Below are 20607 nucleotides of genomic sequence, written 5' to 3' on the forward strand. Positions count from 1 at the left end.
TTATTCCTCCTCTTCACTATGGTTATCATAATGACGTTTGAATAATGCTTCTAACGTTGGTGGCATAGATTCTAATTTCTTAACATCATATTTCCCTAAGTATTTAATTACATCTGATACACAATTTGCATCTACTTCAAAGCGATATGTTGAATAATCTTGCTGAATGTTATGAACACCATGCACTTGTGATAAATTTTCTAATTTTTGTTGTGACTCGACGATAAACTGCATGCGTGTTAAATGCCTCATTTCTTCTAATGTTCCCGTCTCCACAACCTCACCATTGCGAATAATCCCCACACGATCACACAATTTTTCTACTTCACTTAAAATATGACTAGAAAGCAATACACTTTTGTTGTCCCTTTTAACAGTTCTTACACATTCTTGGAATACGTCTTCCATAAGTGGATCTAGACCTGAAGTAGGCTCATCTAATATATACAAACTTGCATCTATACTAAAAGCAGTAATCAAGGCTACTTTTTGACGATTACCCGTTGAATAAGCGCTACATTTTTTGGTAATGTCTAACTCGAAACGTTTAATCAAATCCTTTTTCTTTTCATGGTTAGCATTAGGATGTAAATGTAAAAAGAAATCTATAATTTCACCACCAGTCAAGTTTGGCCATAGATTAACATCTCCTGGTACAAATGCAATATCTTTGTGAACCTCAACAGCTTCAGTCATCGCATCTTTCCCAAACACTTCAATTAAGCCTTGTGTTGGTTTCAACAAGCCTAATATAGACTTGATCGTAGTAGATTTTCCTGCACCATTTGGACCGATAAAACCGTAAATCTCCCCTGCGTTTAATTCCATATTCACACCATTTAATGCATAGAAATCACCAAATTTTTTTGTTAAATTCTCAATTTTTAGAATAACCATCGTATCACCCATTTTTATTAATTTTCTATTCATTAAATTAAGTCTGTTTGAAAGTGATTATTTTATCAAAGTATGTCTTATAACGACGAATAATTGTGTATATGTTTATTCTAACCCTTGTATTTTATTGTGTCGTTTCCAGATGTCCGGTCTCTTAAATCATATTCAATTTCTTCTAAACTCCGTCCTCGCGTTTCTGGCAAATATTTTATTACAAAGTACATTGCAAATATACCAATAACTGCAAAAATCAAGAATACCCATTCTGTACTTAGTGCATGATTTAACACTGGAAATAGTTGCGCAACAAGTAATGTACCGAAATTTAATACAAGCGTTGCTAAACCAGTAGCTGCACCACGCGCACGCATCGGGAACATTTCTGGCAACATAACCCAAAGGATAGGCCCCCAAGTTAAACCAAAGAATACAATAAATAGTGATAAACACACGATAATAATACCTGCTGATGATGCGATACCAATGGTCCATATTAAGATTGCCATAATAAGTAATGAAGCTACCATCCCGATATTCCCGGTTATCAACAACTTCTTACGATCAACTTTATCCGCTATAAACACCGCTACAATCGTTACAAGTACATTGATCGTCCCAATTCCTACCGTTCCTAAAATAGAAGTTGCTTCACCTAATCCTGCTTTACTAAAAATAGTAGGTGCATAAAATATAATCGCATTAATACCTATGATTTGTTGAAATAATGCAAAAATACACCCAATGATTAATGTCGGTCTTAACCAAGGAGATTTTAAAATAGTCCAAGTTGATTCTGAAATTGCTGATAGTTCTTTCATCTCTTTAATTTCTGTATTAATCTCATTATCATCATTAAATGTAATTCTCATAACATCTCTTGCAGCCCTTTCATTCCTGTGTTCCAATAACCATCTTGGACTCTCAGGCATAAATGCTATACCAATTAATAAGATAACAGATGGTACTATTGCTAAACCTAGCATCCAACGCCATCCTTCTATATCGGCAAAAGCATAATTAACGAGATACGCTGCTAAAATTCCAATTGTAATCATTAATTGATTCAATGAGCCAAGCGAACCACGATAAGCTGTTGGAGCCATTTCTGATAAATAGACAGGCACCGTTGCCATTGAGCCACCTACAGCCAGACCAATAATAAGACGTCCAAACACAAGCGTTGGCATATTTTGCGCAACCGCTAATATCAATGATCCGACAATATAAATAATTGCAATGATTAATACTAAACGTCTTCTTCCGATTCTATCCGATAAAGGTCCACTCCCACCAGAACCGATGATTGCACCTATAAGCATGGATGAAACTACAAGACCTTCTGTAAAACTGTTTAATGGAATATCGTCATTTATAAAGAGCAACGCTCCTGAAATAACACCATTATCATAACCGTATAATAAACCACCAAGTGCACCTAAAATAAATATTAAACTCTTATTTGCTTTCAATTTGTACCAACCCCTTTAAAATTATGTCTATTATATTCTTAATATGTAAGCGTTACAAATATTTCCGAATTATTATATTCACAACTATTATTTTTGAAACTCTTATTATTATATATACGATATATCAATAAGTTTAAAACTTATAATTTAGGAAATTAAATAATATATTATGATTTTAAGGGGTGAAGTGTAATGCTTTTAAAAGAAGAAATTAATAACTTAGAAAAATATGATGGTACAACAGAGAACCAAAAAGTATTTTCAATTTATTTAAATACACATCCTGACCAAGGCACAAAATGGAAAATCGAATTAAAAAATGCACTAAAAGATTTAGCTTATAGAACAAAACACAGTGATGACCATGAGGAAAAAAATCAAGCTAAAGAAGTCATTAAAAAGGTTGAAACAGAAATTCAAAGTGTAGAACCTGAGTTAAAAAGAGGTCTCATTCTATTTTTAACTGCAGATGAATCATTATTATTTAAAAAATTAACTCATATATCCTTAGATACTGAGTTTAATTGGGGGGATCAACCTAAATTAGATCAATTGAAATCATTACAAGGAAACTATCCTTATACTGGTATTTTAGTTTTACAACAAGATAAGGCACGTTTAATTGAAACAGAAATAGGTACTATCGTTAAAGAAAAAGACTTTATTTTAGATTTAGACACAGATGATTGGCGTGAACACCAAGGGCCACAAGGTGATGACTTTACGCAAGGCGGCTCAAAAAGAGACGAGTTTAAAGAAAGAGTCAAAGCGAACCAAGAACGTTGGCTCAAAAACTTAGCTTCTACTGTGGAAATAAATGCTAAAAGAAATGAATGGAAACAAATTTATTTAGCAGGAGAAAAAGAAGAAATAGAAAAACTACGTTCTTTATTTAATAGAAATATTGATAAAGTGATTACCAGCAACATCTTAAATTTAAACGCTACTGAAATTATAAATAAAGTTAATGAAACATAATAAAAATGGGGCAATATAAAAATCACAGTGTTAAGATGATTTTTATATTTGCCCCATTATGTTACTGATATATTTTAAATTTAATTAATTTCTATGATCCGCTTACGTTATAATTTTTAAAACTTACAATACGATTTCTCAATTATTCGTTTTTACAGCTTTCGGCTCTCTACCGATATATATTGATTGAAGCATAATATATAAAACAAGCAAGCTACCCAATGTATCTGTAAAATAGTGTGCTTGTAAATAGATTCTAGAAATCATAATAGAAATGACTAATAGTACACAGATTACCGATAATATTTTGCTGTTTTTTAATAATAAGATGAGACTTACTAATAAACAAACACTTAAAACATGCATACTTGGAAAACTATAACCATCTATATCTATACTCGGTCTTGGGCGTTGAATCACATACTTTAGAAATGTGCCTATCGCAAATACACTAAAACACCAAAAACCATACCACCAAAATTTAACTTTATTAAAGAAAAATAATACAAGCAGGATGAACAGCACCATAATCAAACAATTCAGAGGAGAAAATATCGCAGAAATAAAAGACAAATAATGAACTAGTATATCGGCAGTTATTAATTCATGTAACCAATGATAAACAAAAGCATCTAAGCCATTCGTTAAACCTGTATGTATACATAAAACTAAGAGCATAAAACATATGCTAACTAAAATCATATTTACGTAATTTTTCATTTCATAGCCTTCCTTTCCTTATTAATATTTCTAGCTACTGCAAGCAACGCACCAAATGCAATACTTATACTTAACATCGATGAACCACCGTAACTTAATAACGGTAATGTTACCCCTGTTAATGGAATAAGGCCTGATACACCTGCAAGATTGATAAATACTTGCATAAATAAATAACTTACAACACCTACACAAATTAACTTATAAAATTGGTTTTTTGCTTTATTTGCATAAATGAGCCCTTTAAACAAAATAACGCCATAAACCATTAATGTGCATAATACACCAATTAAACCCAATTCTTCTGCTATCACAGTAAATATAAAATCTGTATGTGGTTCTGGTAAATATCCTAGTTTGGCGATACCATTACCTAAGCCTCTGCCCGTTAAACCACCATTTCCTATAGAGGTCAGTGCCCCAGTTAATTGGTAACCGTCTCCACTTTCATATTTAAATGGATCTAACATAACCTTGATTCTTTTTAATCTATATAAGTTTTTAGAATCAAATATCAATGTATAAATAATATAAAAAACAATGGGAACCATCGTAATCATCATAATTTGAAGTTTAATTTTATTTTTTATATCTGAATAAATAAGTATAGAAGCAATTATAGCGACTGTTAGCAATGTGCCACCTAGGTCCCCTTGCATCAACACAAGTAATAAACCAACACCTAGCACACCTAATGGAGGAATCATATGTTTTAAATGATAATCTCGAGAACTCGAAATACGCCGGTTAATTATGTATGATAGATAAAAAATTGAAGCTAACTTTAAAAATTCCGAAGATTGTAAACTGAACAGTCCTAAGTTAATCCAGTTTCTCGAACCGTTGATTTCTTTCCCAATCAGTACTGTAATGAGTAATAAACATAAAGTACCTATAATTATAAGCTTTTGTATATTGCTCTTTTTTAATACATTAATATTGATAAAAGCGCCGATGAAAATAATGACTAAAAATCCAATTACTACAAAGAGAAATTGCCTTTTCATAAAATGATTACTTTCAATAGGTACACCACCTGTAAGAGAACCTTTAGAAGCTGGCACCATACTGGCACTGTAAACCATTATTACGCCTAAAATGCCTAGTAGCAAAAAACTTATAATTAAAATATAATCTAATTCCTTGATATGTTTACGTATGTAAGTTAAAAATCGTTTCATGTCTGCACCTCATTATGACTGTCAGAATATAGTAAAACACAAATTTAATATTAGCTCAATCATACTTTAGCCTTATCTAATTTGAATTCTTAATATTTAAGTATTTAACTTTTATTCAATTATTATATATTTATCTATAATCGGAATATTTACACATATACACATCCTATCGATATTGCTTTAACACCCCTCCATATCACCAAGTAAAAGAAATTGAAAAATATAAAGCGCTATGCTAAAATCAATCAAAGACTTAAAGTATCTATAATAACCTTATAAGTAGAAGCATATTTCAAACCTACTTATAAATGAAGGAGCTTTTATTTGAACAAAGATCGTTTTGACCAAATTGCACAAAAATACGATGACCCTGAAAGAATACACCTCGCTCATGTTATTACTCAAGCAATAACGCAACAAATTAAAGATACAAACTACCAAACTTTGCTAGACTATGGTGGTGGCACTGGCCTTGTAACATTAAATATCGCAGATTATTTTGAAGCAGTTACGCTCATAGATGCTTCTCCACATATGGTAGATATATTTGAACACAAGGTATCATATTTAAATCAAACTTCCATTAAAACCTTGGTGGGCGATGTACTTTTAGACGATACAATACTCAACCACAAAAATTATGATGTTATTGTATTATCTTTAGTCTTACTACACAGTGGTAACTATCAATTATTATTACAGAAGCTTTATAATCACCTAAATAGTGAAGGCATGATGATACTTGTTGATTTTGATAAAAATGAAAATATTTATCATCCAAAAGTATATAATGGCTTTGAACAAATAGATATCATCCATGCTTTTAACGAATTAGGCCTGACAAACCCACAGATTAATACTTTTTACAGTGGTCAGAAAATATTTATGAAGCAAGATGCAAGCTTATTTATAGCTACAGGTCGCAAACTATAGATTTTCATATTTATAACGAGAGATTCCGTGACACCAATTGGTGTCACGTTTTTTTATTATCTAGTTAGAAGACGACCAATACCGATGTCTTTGCTCCTATCATCAGTAGTATCAAGTACCTTGGCCATTATTCAAGTGTTTGTTCGTCTATTTAAGACTGGAACCTTGCTTTTAATGACATTTTTTCTATATCTGATAAGAAAGTATAGTTAATCGCACGTTGATTAATGTATTCAATTTGCTCTAACGTAATCATTTGGTTATCTACTAACAATTCATACTCTTCATTCAAGGAAGTTTGAGTAACCGTTCGATTGTCAGTATTTATAAGAAATGGAATCTCTTGGTCTAGCAAATAAGGAATATTTAATTCTTTTAAATCTGCAATTGCTTTTGTCTGAATATTACTTTTAGGACACATTTCTAATAGTACATTCTGTGCTTTTACAAACTGTAAGGCTGCTTCATCTTGATTGATAGCAACGCCATGACCAATGCGCTTTGCCCCTAATTTGATAGACTCTACCACATTTTGCATACAACCACACTCGCCTGCATGCAATGTGAGATTGAAACCTTGATCTAAGGCATATTGAATAGGTGCTGCTATATCTTTAGGAGGGAAATCTGCCTCAGGGCCGGCGAAATCAATACCATTGATGACTTTACTATCATATTTTTGAATAAAATCGAAAAGTGCTTTATTAACTTCTGACTCATGTTGTCGCATTGCACAAACTAATAAGTTAACTTGAATGTCTAATGTATGAATAGCCTCTTGTACGCCAGCTTCAACCGCTTCTATCACTTCAGTTAACGTTAATCCTAAATCCATATGAAATCGCGGCGCAAATCGAATTTCAATGTATTTCACATTATCGCGTTGTGCCTGTTGTGCAACATCGACAACCGCTCTTCTTAAAGCATCTTGTGTCTGTAAAACTTTTAATATTTCATCAAAACATTGCAAGTATTCATCTAAACTCTCACAATTACTACTCACAAATAGACGCGCTTCATTTAACTTTATGCCTTGCTCCATCGCTAATTGTCTAATTAATTCAACACTAGTAGAACCATCTAAATGGCAATGTAATTCAACTTTTGGGATATCTTGTAGCATTTTATTCATATCTGACTGACCTGCCTTACCTCTCAAATGTCACCATTAATTTTTAATACGGAAACAAAAAGATTTTTTAAAAATTTTATCTATATACTATATCACGACGTTAAACACAATACTATAAACGCATATAATAAAGGAAAATGTATTTTGAATAAAATCACACAATACAACGCGATATCAAATAAATATCATCACACTATTAAACAGAGTAATTCAATAAAAAAACTGTCAACAAGTCTTCAGACTAAGTCGACAGTATTGTGATTGATCAAAACTAAATTGCATTAAACCCCTTATGTGTATAACATATAAAACGTGAGCGTTACTATTTGCCTCCTAAATAACCTATAGTAACTAATGAAATGCCTAAACCTAAAAAGCATACACAAAGTAAGATTACGATCATTTTCAATTCGGTCATGAAATGTTTTCTACTTTGTCCTTTATTAACAAGCAAGATACCTATAACAATATCTAAAATAAAGACTGTAATTAAAGTGTAAGCAACGATATTTAATATGGCCATCCCATCTTCCCCTTTTAAAGTTATACATAAGTCTTATGATAAAACTATTATTGTGTTACTAAACTACTGCGCTCACACGGTTATGTTTGGCTTAACTTGTAAGACTTAAACTTGTGTCCTTACAAATTAAATATATTGATGTGTTTTTAAATAATCGATGATTTGAGTAACTGCATCTTCCACACTATATTGCTCTGTATCTATGACAATTTCTGGATTTTGTGGTTCTTCATACGGTGCGTTTATACCTGTAAACCCTTGAATCTCACCGTTGCGTGCTTTTTGATATAACCCTTTAGGGTCTCTTGCTTCACATTCATCCAGGCTACATGAAGTATAAACTTCTATAAATTCATCTTCTGCTAATAGTTCACGAACAACGTCTCTATCTGCTTGATAAGGTGAAATAAATGCCGTCACTGTTACTAATCCAGCGTCGACCATCAGTTTACTCACTTCACCAATACGACGAATATTTTCCGTACGATCGTCTGGGCTAAATCCAAGATTTTTATTAAGTCCATGTCTCACGTTATCTCCATCTAAACGATACGTGTGAACTTGTTGATCATATAAAGCTTTTTCCAATGCTACAGAAATTGTAGATTTTCCTGAACCTGATAATCCAGTAAACCAAATAACTGCACTTTTATGGTTTTTACGCTGTTGTCTTTCTTCCTTAGTTACTTCTGATGCATGCCAAGTAATATTTTTTGAAGTAGTCATAATTAAGCTCCTTTAAAGTTATTTTTCTTGTAACCCTTTAATAAGTACTGCCGCTACTTCAGGTCTTGAGAACTCTTTAGGTAATGATTCACCGTTTTTTAATTTTTCTCGAACTTTTGTACCACTTAGATGTAAGTGTGAAGAAGCATCATGCGGACATGTCTTCGCTGTTGCCATGTTTTCACAAGATTTACAGTAGAAAGCATGCTCAAATTTCAAAATTTGTATTCCCAACTCTGCTTCATATTGTGCAATTAATTCTTGGGCTTCATATGTACCATAATAATCACCCACACCTGCATGATCACGACCAACAATAAAGTGAGTACAGCCATAATTTTTACGCACTGTCGCATGCAATATGGCTTCTCTTGGGCCAGCATAACGCATTGCTGCTGGGTATATAACTAAGCGTGTTCTATTTTCTGGGTAATAATTTTTAAGAATAACTTCGTAACTTTCCATTCGTACTTCGGCTGGGATATCATCTGATTTCGTTTCTCCTACTAATGGATTTAATAGAAGTCCATCAACCGACTCTAATGCGGCTTTTTGAATATATTCATGTGCACGGTGTACTGGATTACGCGTTTGGAAACCAACAATTGTCTTCCAATTCAAATCGTAGAATAGTTGTCTCGTTTCAGCTGGATCTAAATGATAATCTACAAAGTCGTCATGTTTGGGTCTATCTAATAAATGAATCGGTCCAGCTAAATATACGCTACCTTTTTCATAGACTTTTGCTACACCTGGATGTTCTACATCTGTTGTTCCGTATACAAATTGCGCTTCTTTCTCTTTGTCATAAGTATACTTCTCTTCTAGTTCAAGAACGCCATATAAATGAGTGTCTTCGCCATATAAAGCAATACGTGAACCTATTTCAAGTTCATTAGCTTTATCCTCAGTCACTGGTAAAGTGATTGGGATACTCCATACTAAACCATTACTCAAATGTAAGTTCTCTACTACCTCAGTATAGTCAGCTTTATTCATAAATCCTGTTAACGGACTAAAACCACCGATACCAATAAGTTCTAAATCTGATAAACTCCATGGGTTTAATGTAATAGCCGGTAACGAATCTACTACTGTTAGTAACTCCTCTTTTAAAATTGTATCTGCTTCTCTATTAATCAATGTTCCACCATGTGGTTGAATTGTATTTTCTTTAATTTCTTTAGTTAATGGCAATTGTAAAACTCCTTTTTTAATCTACTTCATGCGCGTTGACTTTGGCATTATTTTTAGTGAATATAAATGGTAATTTCTTATTTTGATATAGAGTGAAGAATAATAAACCAATCCAAATAACGATTAACGCTATTTTTACAGAGATTGAAAATGTTGGACTAACTTCAAATACACTTAATAAAGAACTACTATTTGTAAAAATTATTAATCCACTGACACAAATAGCTAAAATATTCATAGGTAAAATCTTAACTAAATAAGCTGCAAATGGTGCTGCTATCAAGCCACCAATACTTAATGCAATTACTAATCCCCAGTTAATTTGGCTCCACCCTAAAAAGATAATAAAACTAATAGAAGCTGAAACAGTTACAAAAAATTCACTTGCCGAAACAGTACCTATTGCATACCTTGGCTCTAATTTTTTCTGAGCTAATAGCAATGGCGTATTAACTGGTCCCCAGCCACCGCCACCAACAGAATCTAAAAAACCTGCAACTGCACCTTGTGGAATCATTGAATATTTACCAATGCTTGAAGGTTCTTTAATTTCGTGCTTATTTCGTTTATATAAAAACTGATATAAAATATAAAAGCCCATTGTTAATAAAAATATCGCGATAAATGGTTTGATAAATTCACTGTGAATATGGCTCAAAAATGCTGCACCTATAAAAGCTGAAATAGCACCTGGAAGCGCTAATTTAATCATCGTTGGCTTGTGTACATTATCAAACTTCCAATGTGATGTACCTGAAGCAGCTGTTGTCGCAATTTCTGAAAAATGTATAGTCGCAGAAACGATAGCTGGCGCTACACCAAACGTTAATAGTATAGATGACGAAGATGCGCCAAAACCCATTCCAAGTGAGCCATCAATTAATTGTGCAAGAAAACCTGCAAGTGCAAATATAAATAGTTTATTCATGCATCATACTCCTTCCGACTCTACTTCATTGATTCAAGCCTTTTTATCATTTCAAGTTGCTTATTTTTCTCTCTATATGGCTGAGTTAAAACCATTTTCAAAAAATCTTCTTTTTGGCTTATAGACAATTGTGTTTGCTTAATCTGTTGTCTACATTCATATAAAAAATCCACATAGTCTTCATAACTACTATCAAAACGTTCTTTGAATTCCGATAAAATTTGTGCTGTCAACTTAGGGCTAGCGCCATTGGTAGAAATACTCAGTGTCAACTTTCCTCGACGCAATATACTTGGAAATACAATGTCACCTTCCTCAGCAACGGATGCCATATTGATAAATGCATGCTGAGGTTTTGAAGCTAGAATTTGTTGGTTAACTTCGCTACTATTGGTTGCAGCAATGATTAAATCTGCCTGTTTTATATCTTTTGCTTCGAATGATTTTGCATGCCAATGTATACCATCTTGGTCAACCATATGGCGTAAATGCTCGGAAATCGTAGGGCTAATGATGTGAATGTCTGTTGCATAATGTACTAAAGTACTAACTCTACGTTCAGCAACTTTGCCACCACCAACGACAACAATTTGCTTTTGAGAAATATCTATCATAAGTGGTATAAATGGCATAACATCACTTCCTTCTTAGATTGAATTACTGAGTCACATATTCAAAAGTCTCTTCAACACGTTCTTTTAACGCATCTTGCAAATGTTTATGATTACCTAATCGTTTACAGAGTATAATCTCTTTAGCATTTCCATATTCAACAACTTTCTTAGAAATCTGTTGATCTAGTATGCCTGTAAACCATATATAAGGCACAATATAGATTTGTGAACATTCTGAATGAACAGCATTATGTAAAGCTTCTTCAAAGGAAGGCTTACAAGCTGCTAAATAACAGGTTTCGATATCACTAAATCCAGTTTGCTCTCGCAATTGGGACTTAATTGTCTCTACATCTATTTGAGTTTGTGGGTTATAACTACCTCTACCAATGATGAGCACTTTGGCATCGGCTTTTGGCGTAACACCCGATGCTTCAATCCTCTGTTTTAAAATTTCAGTCAATCTTGGTTGCACGCCTAAAGGTTCACCATAAGTAACATGGACGTTTGGGTGTTTTTGTTGATTACGTTCAATTTCTGATGGAATGTCCTTGAAATAGTGACCAGCGCTTAATAACAATACAGGTATCACCGAAATTTCAGTTGCACCCTTATCAACTAAGCGTTGAAATCCTTGTGATAAGTCTGGGCTTGTTAATTCTAAAAAACAGGTCTCTTGCAGGGCCACATCAACTTGTTCTTTTACTAAATCAATAAATGCTTTAGCTTCATTGACAGCATCGGGTACTCTACTACCGTGACTTACATATAAGACGCCTCGCATACTTACCCCTCCGTTTCTAGCACGCTCAATAACACTGGTGTTAGGTTATTGATATGTTAGTTTTGCTACTGCTGATTCAACTGGCATCTCTTCAAACCAGCTAATACGCTCTCTTAATTTAACTACTTCTCCGACAACAATCATTGCAGGGTTTTCAATGTCTTTTGCAACTTCGACAATATTTGATAACGTCCCTACCACAGTTTTTTGAAATTCTGACGTTCCTAAACGTACTAGAGCAACAGGGGTATCAGCAGCACGGCCATGTTTGATTAACAACTCACTAATTTCAGGTAATTTTTTAACACCCATATAAATACATAGTGTTTCTGGCCCTAGCGCAAGGTGCTTCCAATAACTATCTTTATCTATATTTTTATTAATAACACCTGTAACAAATGCTACGGATGAACTATAGTCACGATGTGTTACTGGAATACCTGCGTATGCTGGTGCCGCTACGCCAGAAGTTATGCCAGGGACAATTTCAAATGGAACATGGTGCTCAGCTAATATTTCCGCTTCTTCTCCACCTCTACCAAAGATAAAAGGATCGCCACCTTTTAACCTTGTTACTACTTGTCCTTTTTTGGCTAAATTCACGAGTAATTTATTCGTGTCTTCTTGTGGCAACGAATGGCGATTAGGATCTTTACCACAGTACATAAATTTTGCTGTGGGTGATGCATGATTTAACAATTCTTTATTCACTAATCGGTCATACAAGATTACATCTGCTTGTTCAATTGCTTTTAATCCTTTGACTGTAATCAGATCAGGATCTCCAGGCCCTGCGCCTACTAAAAATACTTTGCCCATCCTGTCACCACTTTCTCAAATTTTAACTATGGAACGTCTGTCCATCTCTTACTTCTTCAACAATTCCTGCACGTACAACGAAATCTCCGAAATGCTCTCCTTCAGTTCTTTCTTTTGCATATTGGATTAGTATTGGTTTTAAACTTTCTAATATTTCGGCTTCACCAATATTTTCTTTGTAGATTTTATTTAATCTATCGCCTGTAAATCCGCCACCCAAATACATATTATATTTGCCTGGACCTTTACCAATAAAAGCAATTTCTGCTAATGCTGGTCTCGCACAACCATTTGGACATCCAGTCATTCTAATCGTAATTTCTTCTTCGTTTAATCCCGCTTCATCAAGTAAGTTTTCAATTTTACTAATGAGTGAAGGTAGATATCTTTCTGATTCTGCCATGGCTAGACCACATGTTGGGAATGCCACACAAGCCATAGAATTTCGTCTCAAACCTGTATAATTTTCACCATCTGTAATGCCATACTCAGCGATAATTTTTTCGATTTCTGGTTTTTTATCTGCAGACACATTAGCAATGACTAAGTTCTGGTTAGGCGTTAACCTAAAATCACCTGTATGAATTTCTGCTATGTTTCTTAATGCAGTTTTTAATTTATATTCTTCAGTGTCTTTGACGCGTCCATTTTGAACAAATAATGTATAGTGCCATTGGCCACTACCTTCTGTCCAACCATAGCGATCACCATTGTCATCAAAGTGATATGGACGTGGCTCTTCTAATTTCCAGCCTAAACGGTTATTGATTTCATTCTTAATCCAATCAACACCAAGTCTATCTACCGTATATTTAAAGCGGGCATTCGTACGTACTTCACGATTACCATAATCTCTTTGAACGGTTAATATTTTTTCACAGACATCTACGACTTCTTCTTTCGGGAAATATCCAATAAGACGTCCAACTTGTGGATATGTGGCTGTATCACCATGTTTCATGCCCATACCACCGCCTACAGTGATATTGAATCCAACAAGTTCATCGTTTTCTAAAATGGCAATCAAGCCAATATCTTGAGAGTACACATCTATATCATTTGATGGTGGTACCGCGATACCAATCTTAAATTTACGTGGAAGATATGTTTTACCGTAGATTGGCTCTGGCTCTTCATCACTTGTATCCAATACTTTTTCACCATCTAACCAAATCTCATGATACGCCTGTGTCTTAGGTGAAAGGTGTCGGCTAATATCGCTTGCGATTTGATTAACTTCACTATGCACATCAGATTGGTAAGGATTAGGGTTGCACATCACGTTACGATTCACGTCTCCACATGCTGCGAGTGTATCTAGTAACGATTGATTAATATCTTGCATCGTTTGTTTTAAGTTATGTTTTAAGATGCCATGAAATTGAAATGCTTGTCTTGTTGTTAATTTTATTGTGTTATTCGCATATGTGTTTGCGATATCATCCATCGCAATCCATTGATCTGCTGTCGAAGCACCGCCTGGCGCACGCACTCTAATCATAAAACTATAAGCAGGTTCTAACTTTTGTTTTCTACGTTCGTCACGAATATCTCTATCGTCTTGCATGTAACTACCATGGAATTTTAATAGTTTCGTGTCTTCTTCAGCGATTGCACCTGTCACTCTATCTGCTAAACCTTCGACAATCGAGCCACGAAGATAATCACTGTCTGTTTTAATACGTTCCATTTCATCGAGTTTGTCTGAAAAATTCACTTTTGTTTCAGCCATATCATCATCCCTCTCTTAATAAACATCTCTTTGATAACGTTTGTCTTTTTTCATTTGAGTAAGATACGCTTCTGCATCTGTTTCAGACATGCCACCTTCTTGTTCTAAAACATAACGTATGGTTTCATGTACATCTTTTGCCATATTTTTTTCGTCACCACAAACATATAAGGCAGCGCCATCTATCAACCATTGGTAAAACGCTTCACTTTTTTCTGCAATGCGGTGTTGAACATAGACTTTTTCATCAGTATCACGTGAAAATGCCACATCTAATTTGGATAATGTTTCGTCTTTTAACCATGCTTGCCATTCCGTTTGATATAAAAAGTCGGTTGTGAAATATTGTTCACCAAAGAATAGCCATGTATTTCCAGATAATCCCAATTCTTCACGCTCTTGTAAATATGATCTAAATGGCGCTACGCCTGTACCAGGACCAATCATGATTACAGGTGTTGTTTCATCAAATGGGAATTTGAAATTTGGATTTTTCTTTAAATATATTGGAATGGTATCTCCCGGTTGTACGCGTTCAGCTAATTGTACAGAACACACGCCATTACGAGCGCGTTCATGTGCTTCATACCTAACTGCGCCAACAGTTATATGAACCTCATCAGGTGTTGCTTCGTAACTACTTGCTATAGAATATTCTCTTGGTGGTAATTTTCTTAAAAATTTATATAAGTTGTCAGGACTTAAATTTGCTGCTGGGAATGCATTTAATAGGTCGATAACATCACGGCCATCAATGTATTGTTGTATCCACTCAGCATCTTCTATATGTGCAAGTAATTCGGTATTACCAAATAACTCAGCTGCTTTTTGTAATAATGGCTTCGTTAATTTTGTAACTTCAAAGTGTTCTGTTAATGCTTTTTCTAAAGTTAATGTATCACCATCGTCATTAATATTTACTTCTGTCTCTTTATCCCAGTCTAATGTCTCGATTAATGATGACACTATTTCTGGATCGTTTTGAGGTAAGACTACGACGCAGTCTCCAGGTTCAAATGATTCTCCATAATTGTCTAACAACAACTCAATGTGTCTAACTTCTTTGTTAGATCCTCTACCATTGAGATTAATGTTTTCTAGCACTTCTGCTTGATATGGATTCGATTTGGTATAACGTTTTTCTTTTGCTGATTGCACAGTTTCAGTGGATGTTACTGTTGGTTCGTTACCAGAAGATTGGTTGATTATTTCAATATTCGTGCTCATCCATTTTTCTGCTAATTCATCAAAATCTAAATCACAATCTTGTCTTTCAGCTAATTGTTCAGCGCCCAACTCTCGTAACCTCGCATCAAAATCTTTACCAGTTTGGCAGAAATATTCATACGATTCGTCACCTAAAGCTAATACTGAGTACCTTACATTTTCTAATTTCGGTGCCTTACGACTATGTATAAATTCATGGAATGTAAGTGCATTATCAGGAGGATCACCTTCACCATGCGTTGCAGTAATGACAAATAGATCCTCTACTTTTTTCAATTCTTTTGGTTTAAATTCATCCATCGCTGTTAATTTCACGGTATGATTTTGTTCAACAAGTCGATCGGCAAATATTTCAGCCAAACTCTGTGCATTTCCTGTTTCAGAACCATAAACGACTGTGATGTGACGGTTATTTATTTCCGTTTCTAATTCAGAATTCAATACATATGCTGCTACTTGTTGTGGCACTTCGGAAGCTGATTCTTGTGTTGCTTGCTGTGCCGTGAGATAGCCACTTAGCCAAATTTGTTGTTCTGTTGTTAATGTTTGAAAAATTTGATTTAATTGCGCTGCCTGTTCGGCGTCAAAAGGGCTATTTGATACTGATAAATTCACAATGCGTTCACCTCAATTTTATTTTTAAAACTTATGCATTTTTAAATTCTCCCCATTATTTTTAATTAATATACAAATATTAATTAATCAGGAAATATTTTAAAATGGCACAATACTCAATGACTCAATTCATTACATACCCGATACGAATACTAAGGTATTGGGGTAAAAATTTTTCTAATTTAAGTTATGGTTTATTTGTGGTATGAAGTCCACATTCTGTTTTAGTCGAATTACTCCATCTACCTGCTCTTGAATCTCCTGAGCCTGAAACCGCTGCTGTACACGGGATACAACCAATACTCGGATAATTAAAATCATGTAATTCGTTATAATGTAAATCATATTTTTTGATATATGCCCATACATCATCCCATGTCCAATGGATCAGTGGACACACTTTAACAGACTTAAATCGCTCATCCTTATTAATAAAATTAGTAGACTGACGACTTGGTGATTGCTCTCTTCTTAATCCTGAAACCCAAGCTGTCGCACCAGACAACACTTCTTCTAGTGGTTTAATTTTACGAATGTAACAACATTGATTTGGATCGTTCTTCCAGAGTGCTGGATTAAATTGATCAGCCTGTTCTTCTAAAGTAAGGTCTGGCTGTTTAAGTTTTATATTCAATTCTGGATAACGTGCTTTCACACGGTCTATTAAATCATATGTTTCTTGGAAATGAAGGTTTGTATCTAAGAATACAATTTCAGCATCTTTTTTTACGCTGTAAATTAGATCAATTAAAATCATACCTTCAGCACCAAAGCTACATGAATATATAATAGAATCGCCATATGTTTCGTATGCCCATGAAATTACTTCACGAGCGCCTTTTGTTTCATCTGTGATATCTAATGTATCAAAAGCGTTTGGCTTAAAGTTCTCATACGTAATTTTTGCTTCTGACATGAATGGGTCATCCCCTTTTCTTTTAATGTGCTTTGATTAAAAGTTCACGTTATATTTATTTTTTTAGAATTATTCGAAAATAATTATGTTAAACACTTTACTCACTGAATTTTTTTATGTCAAGTTCACCTTTTAATAATTAAAATTGTTAAACTTCTGCTAATTTCATTCAATGAAAGCGCTACAAACGCTTATTTAAAACGTTTTTTAATAATCATTTTAAAAAAACAATTATAATAATCTAATGATTACAATATCGCTCAAATATGCGTTTTTATAGCATTTCTATATTTTTTGAAAAATTTTTAAATTTTTATAATAATTCTAATTTAAAAGCAAAAAATACCAACAAACGTTTAAATGTTTGTTGGTATTTAGTAATTTTTTTATTTTATATACAAACTTGTTAGACCGAAAAGCTTAGTCTCGGTATAAATGTTTCAAAATGAACATGATCCATCGAAATATTCAGCGACTGTAATTCAGCGATCATCGCTTTCAAGAATGAATTACCTCCACATACGTATACCTCAGTATTTTCGTCTACATACTGACTCAATTGTTCTGTCTCAATAAAGCCATCACTATCACGGAAATGCTTAACAAAAGAAGCATTTTCTGATTCCTCAGTAATTTGATTTAATTTTTCTTCAAAAGCGACATTTTCTACATTTGATGTTGATTGTAAAAATATTGCAGGCGTCCCAGCTTTAACTGCTTCATCATACATGGAAACAAGTGGTGTAACTCCTACACCAGAACCTAAAAACAGTTGCTTATTTGATTTATTTTCTAATCTAAAACCACCAACAGGGGCAGATAAAGTTAATGTATCTCCAACAGCCACTTCATCGTGTAAAATCGTTGATACTTCACCTTCATGTGTTTCAGTCACATCTCTTCTCACACCAAAAGTTAAGAAATTAGTGTCACCATCAACGATAGAATAATGTCTTTTAGCTTGATATGGTAATTTATCGCTAGAAATATCTACAGTGATGTACTGTCCAGGTATAAATTGGCTCAAATCTATGTCGTCAGATTTAACAGTAAATGATTTAATTAACTCTGTTTCTTTCGTAATTTGTGTAACTTCAAACGGTTTAAAACCTTCCCATGTCATTTGGTTATATACTTCTTTTTCTAAACCAATAAATGCATCAGCAATTTCATCATATGCTTTCACCCATGCTTGAATAATTGGATCTTCATCTTTCAATCCAGTTACTTCTTCAATAGCCCAAATTAAATTTTCACCGACAATTGGATAATGTTCAGGTTTAACTTGTAATGCACAATGTTTATACACGACTGGCATAATTGCTGGAACAATTGGCGTTAAATCTTCAATGTTGTCTGCTGCAGCAACTACAGCCATTGCTAAAGCTGAAGATTGTAGTCCTCTTTTTTGATTCGTTTGATTAAATACATTTTTCAATTCTGGGTGTTCCTCAAATAATCTTTTATAAAAAACTGCAGTAATATCTTGCCCTTTTTCTTTAAGTAATGGCACGGTTTCCTTGATTGTTTGAATTTCTGTCTCGTTTAACATTTGACCCCTCCTATTTAGTTTTATATTCCCATTATTATCTAACGTTAAATGACTCTTCAATATTATAAAATTAAATTCACAGAATCATCACATGCTATATTCATAAATCTGTAAATTTTTTATTTTTAATTAATTTATCAAAATGAAAACGATTATAATATTTAATTATTTTTTATTAACACAATATGAAATTTTAATAATCCTAAATCCAATTAAGCTTATAATTTTAAAGGGTATAGTTGATGAAATTAATGAAAACTAACTGGCAACTCATAATCATCATATTATCTATAAATGTCATGTTTAAAATTGTGTTTCTGAAAATGGAAAAGGACAGAAACCATATACTTCTAACATGATTTCCACCTCAGGTCCTAAGGGCAAATTCAATATTTATACTCTGCATATCTGGTATAATCATTAGTCATTATTGTATTTGTCATTCAATTGATGTATTAAACGTTTAAATTCTGCTTCAGATTTAAATTCAAAAGTAATTTGACCTTTAGTCTTGTTTGTAGATATCGCTACATTTGACCCGTACTGCTCTTTTAGTTGTCGCTCTTGTTGGCGAATAAATTTTGGTTTAGTAGCCTTCGAGCTTTCAGTTTCTTGCTCTTTTTTGTCGCTGAAATGTGTAGTTACATATTCCTCTAACTCTCTTACACTCCAAGACTCTTGGTGAGCTTTCTTAGCAATTCGTTGCATTTTTTGAGTATCTTTGACAATCAATAAAGTGCGTCCATGTGCACCAGATAGCGAACCATTTTTCACCATATTAGAAACTGATTTAGGCAAGTGTAACAAGCGCAACATATTTGCGATATAAGGTCTTGATTTACTTAGACGCTGTGCAACGGCTTGTTGTGTTAGGTTTAAATCATCCATTAGTTTACGGTAACTTTCTGCTTCTTCAATTGCATTTAAATCTTCACGCTGTAAATTTTCTATAATAGCTAGTTCCATCATATCTTCGTCTGTTAGTGATTTTACGATTGCAGGAACTTCTTTTAAACCCGCAATACTAGCAGCTCTGAAACGTCTTTCACCTACAACAATATGATAACCGGCAATTGTTTTTCTTAACACGATTGGTTGAAGGATACCATGTAATTTAATGGATTCAGCAAGATCTTTTAAACGTTCCTCGTCAAATGTTTTACGCGGTTGATATGGATTAGCTTTAATATCTTGAATTTTTATATTTTGAACTTGGGCATCTGCTTCTAAAGTTAGCCTTTGGTCTTGTTCATTTTCGATTTTCAAACACCTACTTCCTTTGTCATCATCAAAAAAATGATTCATGTGCTCATACACTAATTATATCATCACTACAACACCATAAAATACAGACAGCAATATTTATTTTAATCTAAATTTTCAGAAAAGTTGTTGACAAATGTAATTTTAATGTGTAATCTTGGGTATATCAAATTCGTAAATGACATATTTCACACACAGTAACAAGGAAAGTAAAACTTACACTACTGACACAGAGAGTCTTTGATACGCTGAAAGAAGACACGGAAAGAAAGTTTGAAAATGGCCTTTGAGTGTTGATGCCAATATGAGGTATCAACGGGATCGCCCGTTATAGCGATACAGTATTAACATTTTGTTAAATGGCGTACTGGATTTTTCCACACGTCGTATATTTCGTTAAT

General features: G+C 33.7%; 19 protein-coding genes and 1 other annotated feature (1 of these 20 only partly in view). Of the genes, 2 read left to right on the plus strand and 17 right to left on the minus strand.

Going from position 1 to position 20607, the window contains the following annotated elements:
* Together D9V42_RS08020 and glcP are read right to left on the minus strand one after the other, a co-directional pair.
* Positions 1-897 carry an ABC transporter ATP-binding protein gene (locus tag D9V42_RS08020; RefSeq protein ID WP_122064331.1) on the minus strand — a complete coding sequence of 299 codons (897 nt, stop codon included), beginning with the start codon at positions 895-897 and terminating at the stop codon, positions 1-3.
* A gap of 110 nt (positions 898-1007) precedes the next feature.
* The gene (gene glcP / locus D9V42_RS08025) at positions 1008-2366 is read right to left on the minus strand and encodes a glucose transporter GlcP (protein ID WP_122064333.1); all 1359 of its coding nucleotides are present in this window, start codon (positions 2364-2366) and stop codon (positions 1008-1010) included.
* Between the two features lie 192 nt (positions 2367-2558).
* Here glcP and D9V42_RS08030 point away from each other — a divergent pair, with 192 nt between their 5' ends.
* Complete coding sequence (locus D9V42_RS08030) at positions 2559-3344, plus strand: VLRF1 family aeRF1-type release factor (RefSeq protein WP_107554672.1); 786 nt, start codon at positions 2559-2561, stop codon at positions 3342-3344.
* Between the two features lie 138 nt (positions 3345-3482).
* Here D9V42_RS08030 and D9V42_RS08035 read toward each other — a convergent pair whose 3' ends face one another.
* Together D9V42_RS08035 and D9V42_RS08040 are read right to left on the minus strand one after the other, a co-directional pair.
* On the minus strand, positions 3483-4064 hold the full coding sequence (locus D9V42_RS08035; protein ID WP_122064335.1) for a phosphatase PAP2 family protein: 582 nt from the start codon (positions 4062-4064) through the stop codon (positions 3483-3485).
* The gene (locus D9V42_RS08040; RefSeq protein WP_107554670.1) at positions 4061-5245 is read right to left on the minus strand and encodes an FtsW/RodA/SpoVE family cell cycle protein; all 1185 of its coding nucleotides are present in this window, start codon (positions 5243-5245) and stop codon (positions 4061-4063) included. The genes D9V42_RS08035 and D9V42_RS08040 overlap by 4 nt, the downstream gene beginning before the upstream one ends.
* A gap of 324 nt (positions 5246-5569) precedes the next feature.
* Here D9V42_RS08040 and D9V42_RS08045 point away from each other — a divergent pair, with 324 nt between their 5' ends.
* Positions 5570-6178 (plus strand): class I SAM-dependent methyltransferase, encoded by a 609-nt coding sequence (locus D9V42_RS08045; RefSeq protein ID WP_122064337.1) that lies wholly within the window; start codon positions 5570-5572, stop codon positions 6176-6178.
* 151 nt (positions 6179-6329) lie between these two features.
* On the opposite strand, the gene add is transcribed toward D9V42_RS08045, so the two are convergent.
* From add to D9V42_RS08110, 13 genes are all read right to left on the minus strand, one after another.
* Entirely contained in the window at positions 6330-7310 is a 981-nt protein-coding gene (gene add / locus D9V42_RS08050) for an adenosine deaminase (protein ID WP_122064375.1), read from the minus strand.
* A 322-nt stretch (positions 7311-7632) separates the two neighbouring features.
* Positions 7633-7833: a hypothetical protein gene (locus D9V42_RS08055; protein WP_122064339.1), complete on the minus strand. Its 201-nt coding sequence runs from the start codon at positions 7831-7833 to the stop codon at positions 7633-7635.
* Between the two features lie 126 nt (positions 7834-7959).
* Positions 7960-8559, minus strand: a complete 600-nt coding sequence (gene cysC / locus D9V42_RS08060; RefSeq protein ID WP_107530317.1) for an adenylyl-sulfate kinase — start codon at positions 8557-8559, stop codon at positions 7960-7962.
* A gap of 18 nt (positions 8560-8577) precedes the next feature.
* Entirely contained in the window at positions 8578-9756 is a 1179-nt protein-coding gene (sat, locus tag D9V42_RS08065) for a sulfate adenylyltransferase (RefSeq protein WP_107554667.1), read from the minus strand.
* A gap of 16 nt (positions 9757-9772) precedes the next feature.
* Positions 9773-10684, minus strand: coding sequence for a sulfite exporter TauE/SafE family protein (locus D9V42_RS08070; RefSeq protein WP_107554666.1), 912 nt, complete (start codon positions 10682-10684; stop codon positions 9773-9775).
* Between the two features lie 20 nt (positions 10685-10704).
* Positions 10705-11316 (minus strand): NAD(P)-binding protein, encoded by a 612-nt coding sequence (locus D9V42_RS08075; RefSeq protein ID WP_107554665.1) that lies wholly within the window; start codon positions 11314-11316, stop codon positions 10705-10707.
* Positions 11317-11341: 25 nt separating this feature from the next.
* The gene (locus tag D9V42_RS08080) at positions 11342-12082 is read right to left on the minus strand and encodes a sirohydrochlorin chelatase (protein WP_122064341.1); all 741 of its coding nucleotides are present in this window, start codon (positions 12080-12082) and stop codon (positions 11342-11344) included.
* A gap of 45 nt (positions 12083-12127) precedes the next feature.
* On the minus strand, positions 12128-12901 hold the full coding sequence (gene cobA / locus D9V42_RS08085; RefSeq protein ID WP_107530328.1) for a uroporphyrinogen-III C-methyltransferase: 774 nt from the start codon (positions 12899-12901) through the stop codon (positions 12128-12130).
* Positions 12902-12923: 22 nt separating this feature from the next.
* Positions 12924-14633, minus strand: coding sequence for an NADPH-dependent assimilatory sulfite reductase hemoprotein subunit (locus D9V42_RS08090; protein ID WP_122064343.1), 1710 nt, complete (start codon positions 14631-14633; stop codon positions 12924-12926).
* A gap of 15 nt (positions 14634-14648) precedes the next feature.
* On the minus strand, positions 14649-16475 hold the full coding sequence (locus D9V42_RS08095; protein ID WP_107554662.1) for an assimilatory sulfite reductase (NADPH) flavoprotein subunit: 1827 nt from the start codon (positions 16473-16475) through the stop codon (positions 14649-14651).
* A gap of 187 nt (positions 16476-16662) precedes the next feature.
* Positions 16663-17391, minus strand: a complete 729-nt coding sequence (locus D9V42_RS08100; protein WP_107530335.1) for a phosphoadenylyl-sulfate reductase — start codon at positions 17389-17391, stop codon at positions 16663-16665.
* A 406-nt stretch (positions 17392-17797) separates the two neighbouring features.
* Entirely contained in the window at positions 17798-18943 is a 1146-nt protein-coding gene (locus D9V42_RS08105; RefSeq protein ID WP_122064345.1) for a globin domain-containing protein, read from the minus strand.
* A 420-nt stretch (positions 18944-19363) separates the two neighbouring features.
* Positions 19364-20209 carry a ParB/RepB/Spo0J family partition protein gene (locus D9V42_RS08110; protein WP_107554660.1) on the minus strand — a complete coding sequence of 282 codons (846 nt, stop codon included), beginning with the start codon at positions 20207-20209 and terminating at the stop codon, positions 19364-19366.
* A 185-nt stretch (positions 20210-20394) separates the two neighbouring features.
* Positions 20395-20607: a binding site (T-box leader), on the plus strand; it runs 159 nt beyond the window's last position.

Source organism: Staphylococcus pseudoxylosus (assembly GCF_003697915.1).
Classification (GTDB): domain Bacteria; phylum Bacillota; class Bacilli; order Staphylococcales; family Staphylococcaceae; genus Staphylococcus; species Staphylococcus pseudoxylosus.